Origin of the sequence: uncultured Candidatus Thioglobus sp., from assembly GCF_963981275.1 — a bacterium.
Lineage (GTDB): Bacteria > Pseudomonadota > Gammaproteobacteria > PS1 > Pseudothioglobaceae > Thioglobus_A.
The window spans coordinates 1-11621 of sequence record NZ_CAXCCZ010000037.1 but is presented as its reverse complement, the minus strand read 5'-3'; the positions used below and the strand labels follow the sequence as shown (position 1 = coordinate 11621).

Sequence of the window (11621 nt, the reverse complement as noted above, 5' to 3'; positions counted from 1 at the left end):
TGTTAAAAAGCAGCTTGAAGAAGCTGGTGCTAGCGTAGAACTTAAGTAATAAGTTCAGCGTAAAAACCCAAAATCCCCACTAGGGGATTTTGGTGTTTATTGCATAAGCACTCTTAATTGAGTGCAATTTCAACCGATTACTTTATTTAAGTAATGGGTTGGTTTTATTTTAAGAAGAATAACTTCTTAAACGAATTAGATCGACTAATACGAGGTATTTATGGCTTATTCATTTACGGAAAAAAAGCGCATTAGAAATAATTTTGGTTCAAGAGCATCAATCTTGCAAGAGCCAGATTTGCTAGCTATCCAAATTGATTCTTTTAACAGTTTTATTCAAGCTGGTAACGATAGTAAAGAAGATGTTGGATTACAAGCGGTGTTTCAATCTGTTTTTCCAATTACAGCAGTTAACGGCTATGCCGAAATTGAGTATGTAGATTATGAATTACAAGAGCCTAAGTTTAACGTAGAGGAGTGTAAGTTACGTGGTGTAACTTTTGCCTCTACATTACGCGTTAAACTTAACCTGGTATTGTTCGATAAAAATGGCTCTACGCTTAAGAAGAAGCGTAAAGTTAAGCAGATCATTGAAGAAGATGTTTACTTAGGGCAATTGCCTTTAATGACAGATACAGGTACCTTTGTTATCAATGGTACAGAGCGTGTTGTGGTTTCTCAACTGCATAGATCTCCGGGTGTTATTTTTGAACATGACAAGGGTAAGACACACTCATCAGGCAAGATCTTGTTCTCTTCTCGCGTTATTCCTTACCGTGGCTCATGGTTGGATTTTGAGTTTGATCATCATGAACATTTATATGTTCGAATCGATCGTCGTCGTAAATTACCAGTGACAACATTGCTTCGTGCAATGGGTCTATCTAGTGCTGAGATTCTAGATACTTTCTTTGAAAGTTCTTCGGTAAAAATGAAGGCCAAGTCATGTGATTTAGGTATTAAGCCATCACGCCTACGAGGCACTATTGCTGAATTTGACATTCTGTCCGGCAAAGATGTTGTGGTTGAAAAAGGTCGCCGTATTACTGCTAAGCACGTAAAGATTTTAGACGCTGCGGGTGTTAAGTCTATCAATGCACCATTAGAGTCTTTAATTGATAAAGTTATTTCAAATGACATTGTGGATACGGAAACTGGTGAAATCCTAATTGCAACCAATACGGTTGTTTCTGAAGATATTCTTGAAGTGCTGGTCTCAAACAAAGTTAAGAAGTTTGATGTTCTACATATTAATGAGTCTGAAACAGGTGCTTATATTTCAGACACATTGCGTCTAGATGACACTCAAACTGAGATTGAGGCGCGCATGAGTATTTATCATGTGATGCGTCCTGGAGAGCCTGCTACTGAAGATGCGGTTAATTTATTATTTAACAACTTATTCTTTAAGAATGATCGCTACGACCTTTCTAAAGTTGGCCGTATGAAGCTTAATCGTCGTTTGGGTGTAGAGTCTGAAACAGGCGAGCATGTATTGACCAATGAAGATATTTTAAGCGTGATCAAATTGCTAATTGATATCAAAGATGGTAATGATTCTGTTGATGATGTTGATACCTTGGCAAACCGTCGTGTAAGAGCGATTGGTGAAATGATTGAGAACCAGTTTAGGATTGGTTTAGTTCGTGTTGAGAAGGCTGTTAGAGAGGGTTTAAATTTAGCAGAAACTGACGAATTAACTCCGCAAGATTTGATTAACTCTAAGCCAGTATCGGCCTCAGTTAGAGAGTTTTTCGGTTCATCGCAGTTATCACAATTTATGGATCAAGTTAATCCATTGTCAGGTGTTACTCATAAGCGCCGTATTTCGGCCTTAGGTCCTGGCGGATTAACCCGTGAACGTGCTGGTTTTGAAGTTCGAGATGTACACCCATCACATTACGGTCGTCTATGTCCTATTGAAACACCGGAAGGGCCAAATATTGGCTTGATTAACACATTGGCCGTTTACGCGAAAACCAATGACTACGGATTCCTTGAAACACCTTATCAGGTTGTTAAAAAAGGTAAGGTAACAGACGAAATTATCTACGTATCAGCTATTGATGAAATTGCTCATACCATTGCACAGGCTAATGCAACTGTTGATTCTAAAGGTCAATTGATGGATGACTTGATTTCTTGCCGAAATAAAAATGAGTTTGTTCTGGTTAATTCAGACGAAGTAACTCTAATTGATATTGACTCTAAGCAAATTTCATCAGTAGCAGCATCACTCATTCCATTCCTTGAGCATGATGATGCAAACCGTGCACTTATGGGATCTAACATGCAACGTCAAGCGGTACCTACATTGCGCGCTGAAAAGCCACTAGTAGGAACAGGTATTGAGCGTGTTGTAGCAACAGATTCTCGTGTTTGTGTAACTGCAAAGCATGGCGGTGTTGTTGAGGCAGTTGACGCTTCTCGTATTGTAATCCGAGTTGATTCTAAAGAGACAGTAGCGGGCGAGTTAGGTGTTGATATTTACAACCTAACTAAGTACGCACGTTCTAATCAAAATACTTGTATTAATCAAAAGCCATTGGTAAAAGTTGGTGACAAGATTACTAAGAGTGATGTATTGGCAGATGGCCCTTCAACTGATCTAGGTGAATTAGCACTAGGTCAAAATATGAAGATTGCCTTTATGCCATGGAACGGTTACAACTTTGAAGATTCAATTTTGATTTCTGAAAAAGTAGTGAAAGATGATCGTTACACTACGATTCATATCGAAGAGTTAACTGCTTATTCTCGTGACACCAAGTTAGGCCCTGAAGAAATTACAGCAGACATTCCTAACGTTAGTGAGTCAGCTCTAGCCAAACTTGATGAAGTCGGTGTGGTTTATGTGGGTGCACGTGTTAAGGGTGGTGACATCCTTGTTGGTAAGGTTACACCAAAGAGTGAGACAGTTCTGTCGCCGGAAGAGAAGTTATTACGCGCAATCTTTGGTGAAAAAGCCAACAACGTTAAAGACTCTTCTTTACGCATTGGTGCTTCTAAATCAGGCGTGGTTATTGACGTTCAAGTCTTTACTCGTGATCGTGTAGAAAAAGATTCAAGAGCATTAAGCATTGATGCTGAACGCCTAGAAAAGATTAAGAAAGATATTGACGATGAATTTGGCATTATTGATGGTGATATTTTCCGTCGTGTTCGCCTTAAGTTATCAGGCAATGTGATCACTAAAGCAGTTGGTGATATTAAAGCAGGTGAGAAGCTGAATGCCAAGCTTATGAAAAAGCTTGATAACAAAGATGTTGCTAAAATTAAGGTTGAAGATTCATCAGTTAATAAGGAAGTAGCAGCACTAGTTAAGCAGGCCAAGGCTAAGCAGGTCGAATTTGACAAATTCCTTGAAGAGGAAAAAGCCAAGATCAACGAAGGTGCAGAATTGCCACCAGGTGTGATGAAAATGGTGAAAGTTTATGTGGCAACACGCAAAACACTTCAAGTGGGTGATAAGATGGCTGGACGACATGGTAACAAAGGTGTTATCTCACGCGTCTCTCCAGTTGAAGATATGCCATACTTAGCTGACGGTTCTACAGTTGATGTAGTTCTTAACCCATTGGGTGTGCCGTCACGTATGAACGTTGGTCAGGTGCTTGAGGTTCATCTAGGATATGCAGCAAAAGGCTTAGGCTTTAAGATTGCAGCTATGCTTGATGAAAAGCGTACAGAAATGGTAGCTGAAATTAGAGCATTCTTAGACAAAATTTACAACTCTTACGGCAAGCAGGAAGACTTAAATGCCTTTAATGATGAAGAGATTATTGAGTTAGCTAAAAACCTAAGAGGCGGTGTGCCAATGGCAACACCGGTATTTGATGGTATTAAAGAGCAAGATATTAAGTCATTACTTAAACTTGCAGATTTACCTGAGTCAGGACAAGAGCAATTATATGATGGTCGTACCGGTGAGGCGTTTGATCGTCCTGTTACGGTTGGCTACATGCATATGTTAAAACTAAATCACTTAGTTGACGATAAGATGCATGCGCGTTCAACAGGTCCTTACTCATTAGTAACTCAGCAGCCATTAAGTGGTAAAGCTCAGTTCGGTGGTCAAAGATTTGGTGAGATGGAAGTATGGGCATTGGAAGCTTATGGTGCAGCACACACTTTACGTGAGATGCTAACCGTTAAGTCTGATGATGTAGCAGGTCGTGCGAAGATGTATAAGAGTATTGTTGATGGTAAAAACCTGACTGAGTCAGTGATGCCAGAATCATTTAATGTACTTATTAAAGAGATCAGGTCGTTAGGTATTGATGTCGAACTTGAGCAATACTAATTAGGAGAGTGAAGTGAAAGATTTATTAACAATATTAAAACAAGAAAATAAAGAACAAGACTTTGATGCAATTAAAGTTGGTCTAGCATCTCCTGAAAAGATCCGTTCATGGTCATATGGTGAGGTTAAGAAGCCTGAAACCATCAACTACCGTACTTTTAAGCCAGAGCGTGAAGGTTTATTCTGTGCAAAGGTATTTGGCCCAATGAAGGACTTTGAGTGTTTATGTGGTAAGTACAAACGCATGAAGTTTCGCAACGTTGTTTGTGAGAAGTGTGGTGTTGAAGTTACCTTCTCTAAAGTGCGTCGTGAACGCATGGGACACATTGAATTAGCAGCGCCTGTTGCTCACATTTGGTACCTTAAGTCATTACCTTCTCGTTTAGGCCTATTAATGGACATGACGCTTAAGGATATTGAGCGCGTTCTATATTTTGAAGCATTTTTGGTAACAGATCCAGGATCAACACCTTTAGTGCATAAGCAGTTATTAACTGAAGAAATGTATTTTGATGCGTTAGATGAGTATGGTGAAGATGAGTTTGAAGCAAAAATGGGTGCAGAAGCAATCCAAGATGTTTTGGCTGAAATGCAGCTTGAAAAAGAAGCGGCTAATTTGCGTGAAGATAGTCTAAATACTAAATCTCAAACTAAGCTTAAGAAATACAATAAACGCCTTAAGTTAATCGACTCTTTAATTCAATCAGGCAATAAGCCAGAATGGATGATTCTTAAAGTGTTGCCAATTCTTCCGCCTGATTTGCGCCCATTGGTGCCTCTTGATGGTGGTCGTTTTGCAACCTCAGATTTGAATGATTTATACCGTCGTGTTATTAACCGTAATAATCGTTTAGCACGCCTACTGGAGCTTGATGCGCCAGAAATCATCGTGCGTAACGAAAAACGTATGTTGCAAGAAGCGGTTGACTCTTTGATTGATAACGGTCGTCGTGGTCGTGCAGTAATGGGTAATAACCGTCGTCCATTAAAGTCTATCTCAGATATGATTAAAGGCAAGCAAGGTCGCTTCCGTCAAAACTTGTTAGGTAAGCGTGTCGACTATTCCGGTCGTTCTGTAATTGTGTGTGGTCCATACCTTAAGCTACACCAGTGTGGCTTGCCAAAGAAAATGGCGCTAGAATTGTTTAAGCCATTTATCTACAACCGTTTACAAACTAAAGGCTTGGCCTCTACTATTAAGGCTGCTAAGAAAATGGTTGAAGCAGAGACACCAGAAGTTTGGGATATTTTAGAAAAAGTTGTGCACCAGCATCCAGTTATGCTAAACCGTGCACCAACACTTCACCGTTTGGGTATTCAAGCGTTTGAGCCTTTATTGATTGAAGGTAAGGCAATTCAATTACACCCATTAGTATGTGGCGCATTTAACGCTGACTTCGATGGCGACCAAATGGCAGTACACGTACCATTATCGGAAGAAGCTCAGTTAGAAGCAAGAACACTTATGTTGGCTTCTAATAACGTTTTGCACCTTGCAAGTGGTGAGCCGATTATCGTACCTTCTCAGGATGTTATCTTGGGTTTGTATTACATGACACGTGACAAAATTAATCAAAAAGGTGAAGGCATGGTTTTCACTTCACCTTCAGAAGTTTTAAATGCTTATGAAGCTGGATATACAACGTTACATGCAAAGATAAAATTAAGAATTCAAGACTATAGTAAAAACGATTCAGGTAAGTTTGAGCCGAGCTCAACACGTATTGTTGACACCACAGTAGGTCGTGCAATTTTTTCAAGAATTTTGCCTAATGGATTATCTTTTGATTTGATCAATGAAGCAATCTCTAAGAAAGTGGTATCAAACCTTATTCATGTTTGTTACCGTACCCAAGAGTTGAAAGAAACAGTTATGTTTGCTGACCAAATGATGTACATGGGTTTCCAGTACTCAACTAAGTCAGGCATTTCATTCTGTTCGAATGACATGACGATTCCAGAAACAAAAGCTGGCATGATTGAAGATGCAGAGGCGCAAGTTAAGGATATTCAGGAGCAATACTCTAAAGGTGTTGTTACTGATGGTGAGCGTTATAATAAAGTTATTGATATCTGGTCTAGAACTTCAGAAACCGTTGCAAAAGCAATGATGGATGAAATCGGCTTTGAAGAATTTGAAGCTAAAGATGGAAAAACTGAAAAACTAGCCTCATTTAACTCAGTCTACATGATGGCTGATTCAGGTGCTCGTGGTTCTCCAGCGCAAATGCGTCAGTTGGCAGGTATGCGTGGTCTAATGGCTAAGCCAGATGGCTCAATTATTGAAACTCCAATTACTTCAAACTTCCGTGAAGGTTTGAATAACATGCAATACTTTATTTCTACACACGGTGCCCGTAAAGGTCTAGCTGATACGGCACTTAAAACAGCTAATTCAGGTTACCTAACTCGTCGTTTAGTAGATGTTGGCCAGGATTTGGTTGTTACAGAAGAAGATTGCGGCACGGATAATGGCCTGATTATGAAGGCTGTTATTGATGGTGGTAATATTGTGCAAACATTAGGCGCCGCTACTTTAGGCCGTGTTGTTGCAGAAGATGTATTAATTCCAGATACGTATGATGTATTCATGCCAAAAGGCCATCTAGTTTCATTAGGTGATTCTGACAAAATTAATGATTTGGGTGTTGAATCTATTAAAGTTCGCTCTACTATTACTTGTGACACACGCTACGGTGTTTGTGCAAGTTGTTATGGTAACGATATGGCTCGTGGCCATAAGATTGGTGTTGGTGAAGCAGTAGGTGTTATTGCAGCGCAATCAATTGGTGAGCCAGGTACACAGCTTACAATGCGTACTTTCCATATTGGTGGCGCAGCATCTGCATCAACTGCGGTTAGTAGTATTAATGTTAATGTTGATGGTACAGCGCACTTTGAGAATATCAAGTCAATTACAAATGACAACGATGATTTAGTTGTAATTTCAAGATCAGCTGAAGTGACAATTAGAAACACTAAAGGTCAAGATGTTGAGCGCTACAAGATTCCATACGGTGCGGTTGTTCACGTACAAGAAGGTGGTAGTGTCAAGGCGAAAGAAAAGATTGCTGACTGGGATCCGCACACGCATCCGATTATTACTGAGCAATCAGGTCGAGTTATTTTTGTTGACTTTGAAGAGGGCATTACGGTTAATAGAAATACAGATCCATTAACTGGCTTAACTTTCTTTGAAATGATCGATGAAGCTGAAAGATCTGCGGCGGCTAAAGGTCTTAAACCAATGATTAAGATGGTTGAAGAGAGTGATTCTGAAGTTGTGTTATCAACGCATTACTTACCTTCAATGGTAAAAATCAACTTAGAAGATAATCAAGTTATTACAGCTGGTGAAGTTCTAGCTAAAATTCCGAAAGATCAGTCTAAGACAAGTGATATTACTGGTGGTTTGCCACGTGTTGCTGATTTGTTTGAGGCTCGTAAAGCTAAGGACCATTCAATTCTTGCTGAAGAAGCGGGTGTAATTAGTTTCGGCAACCCTACTAAGAGTAAAGATCGTTTGATTATTACTTCAGCTGAAGGTGAAGCGACTGAAATGATGATCCATAAATGGCGTCAAATTAACGTGTTCGATGGTGAAACTGTTGAAAAAGGTGATGTGATTTCTGATGGCCCATCAAATCCTCACGACATCCTACGTTTATTAGGTGTTGAAGCGCTAGCTAATTACGTTGTTAAAGAGGTTCAAGATGTATATCGCCTACAAGGTGTAAACATTTCAGATAAGCATATTGAGGTAATTGTTAAGCAAATGTTGCGTAAAGTTGAAGTGCTTGATGCTGGCGACTCTAAGTTTGTTAATGGTGAGACTGCTGAGTACACTCGAGTAATCGAAACTAATAAGCAATTGACTGCTCAAGGTAAGTCTTTGGTTACTTACCAAAGGTTATTGATGGGTATTACAAAAGCGTCATTAGCGACTGAGTCATTTATTTCAGCTGCTTCTTTCCAGGAGACAACTCGAGTACTAACAGAAGCATCAACAACGGGTCGTGTAGATACACTACAAGGCTTGAAGGAAAACGTTATTGTTGGTCGCTTAATTCCAGCTGGTACTGGTTTTGCACATCATCAAGAGCGTCGTGCTAAGCGCGCTGCAAGCATGACTCAAAGTGCTGATGCTGAGATAGCATTGGCAGCAGAGTTAAGTGAAGCGGAAGAAGTGCAAGAGTAACGCGTTAGCTATTTGCTAATACTAAAACCGCATCTAATTATGGATGCGGTTTTTTTATGCCTAAAATCCGTTAAAATGCGTGCATGGATAAGACAAGTTTTAATAAATACATTGCTCAGGACTACAACCACATCCCGGTATTTCGGGAAGTTATACTTGATACTGATACAGCTCTAGGTCTGTATTTAAAATTAGCTAATAATAGCTATAGTTATTTATTTGAATCCGTTCAGGGTGGAGAGAAGTGGGGGCGATATTCAATTATTGGTCTTCATGCACAGACCGTGGTTAAGGTGTTTGATTATGATATTCAAATTGAGCATGACTCAGAGGTTGTTGAGCGCTTTAAAGTGCAAGATCCTTTAGCATGGGTTGAGCAATATCAGCAACAATTTAAAGTGCCTGAAATTAAAGATCTGCCTGAATTTAATGGTGGATTAGTGGGTTACTTTGGTTACGAAATTATTCGTTATATTGAGCCAAAGCTAAAAGACATTAATCTTAAGGACGAGCTTGATATTGCCGATATTTTGCTAATGGTCTCTAATGATTTGGTTGTGTTTGATAATTTAGCTAATAAGGCTTTTTTAATCACACACGTCAATCCGGAGATACAGAGTTATGAGCAAGCATTGGAGCGTCTTGATGCAATTGAATCTGAAATTGAAAAGCCACTTACTAAACAAGCCTATCAATCTGATGGCTTAACAACAAAAGATTTTAAATCAAGCTTTGGTGAACAAAATTATAAAAAAGTAGTTAAACATATTCAGCAATATATTGTGGCTGGAGATGTTATGCAGGTAGTGCCTTCTCAACGCTTGAGTGCGCCTTACACAGCGCCAGCAATCGAGCTGTACCGACAGCTCAGAAGGCTTAATCCTTCCCCCTATATGTATCATCTAAATTTAGATGATGTGGCGATTGTCGGATCTTCACCAGAAATCCTAACTCGTGTGGATGGCGATCGGCGTGCAACTGTTCGTCCGATTGCTGGAACTCGTTCTCGTGGCGCGACTGAAAAACAAGACTTAGCACTAGAAAAAGACTTACTGGCAGATGAAAAAGAAATCGCAGAGCATCTCATGCTAATTGATTTGGGGCGTAATGATCTAGGAAGGATTGCCAAAACTGGTAGCGTTAAGTTGACAGATAAAATGTTTGTTGAGCGATATTCTCATGTAATGCATATTGTGTCTAATGTAGAGTGTGACCTTGAAGAGGGTATGAGTGCCATGGATGTACTTAAGGCCACTTTTCCTGCAGGTACATTGAGTGGTGCACCCAAAGTAAGGGCTATGGAAATTATTAACGAAGTCGAGCCACTTAAGCGCAATATTTATTCAGGCGCAATTGGCTATTTATCTTGGCATGGTGGTATGGATATGGCTATTGCCATCCGAACTGCCATTGTTAAGGATGAAACGCTTTACGTACAAGCGGGTGCGGGTATTGTACATGATTCTATCCCTCAGTCGGAATGGGATGAAACCATGCATAAAGCACGCGCCCTAATTGCTGCTGCAACACAAGTCTAAAAACAATATAAAAGATTGATAATAGAGTTGCATTTACGTGAAAAATGTATAACATAGGTTGATTAGTAGGGTTTGACCCCTGTTATGGGTTTATTTTTTTATATAAAGAGGAGAGAAACATGAAGAAAACTATTTCTTCAATTTCAGCAGTAGCCACTCTAGCCGCATTATTTATAATGCCATTAGAAGCAGGCGCTAAAGAAATGACAGACGAAGAGGTTACTTTTGGCCGTAAAGCGGGCAATTGTTTAGCATGCCATATGATTCCAGGCGGAAACCTGCCAGGCAACATTGGTCCACCACTACTTGCAATGAAGGCAAGATTTCCAAATAAAGCTGATTTAAGAGCGCAAATTTGGGATGCAACTGTGAAAAACCCGGGAACAATTATGCCTCCGTTTGGAAAGCATGCTGTTTTGACCGAAAAACAAATTGATCAAGTGACCAATTACATTTACTCAAAATAAGGAGAATAAGATGAAAAGAAGATTATTTCTAAAAAGCGCAATGGCGGGTTCTGCCGTTGCAACAGCAGTAGGCGCAGGCTTACTAACCCCATCAATGGTATTTGCAAATACTGCAGATTTTAAAGCGGTATCAGATGCAGCAACTGCATCTTCAGCAGGTGCAGGTAAGGGCTCATTTAAATTTAAAGCGCCAAAGATTGCTGAAAATGGTGCAGTTGTACCAATGACAGTAGATGCCTCTAAGATGGATGGTGTGACTAACATCTCTTTCTATGTTGTGAATAACGGCACACCATTGGCAGCTTCATTTAACTTATCTGGTGCAGCAGCAGGTTATGTTTCTACTCGTATTAAAATGGGTAAGACATCTCCAGTAGATGCACTTGTCACTGCGGGTGGTGCAACAACTAAGGTAACTCAAGAAGTTAAAGTAACAATTGGCGGCTGTGGCGGTTAATTCGGTAACGAATCATATTAATTAGGAGAATATAAAATGGGATCAATTAAATTAAAGCCAAAGGCTAGAAAAGGTGTTATCGGTATTAAGGCGCTTATTAAGCACCCAATGGAAACTGGTTTACGCAAGAAAAAAGGTAAAATCGTACCTGCAAATCATATCGTTCATATGGTAGTTTCTCACAACGGCAATGTTGTGGTTGATGCAGATATCGGTAGTTCTATTTCTAAAAATCCGTATTTTAAGTTTAATGTTGCTGGCGCTAAAGGCGACACAATCGAGCTTAAGTACAAAGACAATAAAGGTAAAACGGGTTCTGCGACTGCAAAGTCTAAGTAACTTTTTTTATTATTGAGGAGAGATTAATGAAAAAACTAATAACAGCAGTTGCTGGTATCGGTTTTTTAGTTGGAGTGGCATCTGCGGATGTGGCCTCTGACCAAAAAGCTTTTATCGGTCACTTTAAATCAATTCAACCGAATGTTGAGTTTGCAGACTATACTAATGGTGTTTATGCATATGACGCTGGTTCAAGAGATCAATTTGAAGAAATTTTGGACGGTATTCCTCCTTATGAGGAGTCTGTTGAAAAGGGCGGTGCAGAGTACTTAAAGTTTGGTCTTAACAAGTGTGCAGCACTTGCAGATCCAGCGGCAGC

General features: G+C 39.7%; 6 protein-coding genes and 1 pseudogene. All 7 read left to right on the top strand.

Annotated features, from left to right (window positions below):
* The first annotated feature begins 220 nt into the window (after positions 1–220).
* Entirely contained in the window at positions 221–4303 is a 4083-nt protein-coding gene (gene rpoB, locus ABNR88_RS06190) for a DNA-directed RNA polymerase subunit beta (RefSeq protein WP_291928163.1), read from the top strand.
* A 13-nt stretch (positions 4304–4316) separates the two neighbouring features.
* Positions 4317–8501 (top strand): DNA-directed RNA polymerase subunit beta', encoded by a 4185-nt coding sequence (rpoC, locus tag ABNR88_RS06185; protein WP_291928159.1) that lies wholly within the window; start codon positions 4317–4319, stop codon positions 8499–8501.
* An 83-nt stretch (positions 8502–8584) separates the two neighbouring features.
* Entirely contained in the window at positions 8585–10039 is a 1455-nt protein-coding gene (gene trpE / locus ABNR88_RS06180) for an anthranilate synthase component I (protein WP_348670184.1), read from the top strand.
* Between the two features lie 119 nt (positions 10040–10158).
* The gene (gene soxX, locus ABNR88_RS06175) at positions 10159–10506 is read left to right on the top strand and encodes a sulfur oxidation c-type cytochrome SoxX (RefSeq protein ID WP_291928153.1); all 348 of its coding nucleotides are present in this window, start codon (positions 10159–10161) and stop codon (positions 10504–10506) included.
* A gap of 10 nt (positions 10507–10516) precedes the next feature.
* Positions 10517–10963, top strand: a complete 447-nt coding sequence (gene soxY, locus ABNR88_RS06170) for a thiosulfate oxidation carrier protein SoxY (protein WP_291928150.1) — start codon at positions 10517–10519, stop codon at positions 10961–10963.
* A gap of 36 nt (positions 10964–10999) precedes the next feature.
* Complete coding sequence (gene soxZ / locus ABNR88_RS06165) at positions 11000–11302, top strand: thiosulfate oxidation carrier complex protein SoxZ (protein ID WP_291928148.1); 303 nt, start codon at positions 11000–11002, stop codon at positions 11300–11302.
* A gap of 26 nt (positions 11303–11328) precedes the next feature.
* A pseudogene (locus ABNR88_RS06160) lies at positions 11329–11621 on the top strand (sulfur oxidation c-type cytochrome SoxA); the annotation flags it as partial.

Bases quoted from the DNA above. Each gene is read 5' to 3' on its own strand.
- rpoB (WP_291928163.1), top strand. From the start codon at position 221: ATGGCTTATTCATTTACGGAAAAAAAGCGCATTAGAAATAATTTTGGT.
- trpE (WP_348670184.1), top strand. From the start codon at position 8,585: ATGGATAAGACAAGTTTTAATAAATACATTGCTCAGGACTACAACCAC.
- soxX (WP_291928153.1), top strand. From the start codon at position 10,159: ATGAAGAAAACTATTTCTTCAATTTCAGCAGTAGCCACTCTAGCCGCA.
- soxY (WP_291928150.1), top strand. From the start codon at position 10,517: ATGAAAAGAAGATTATTTCTAAAAAGCGCAATGGCGGGTTCTGCCGTT.
- soxZ (WP_291928148.1), top strand. From the start codon at position 11,000: ATGGGATCAATTAAATTAAAGCCAAAGGCTAGAAAAGGTGTTATCGGT.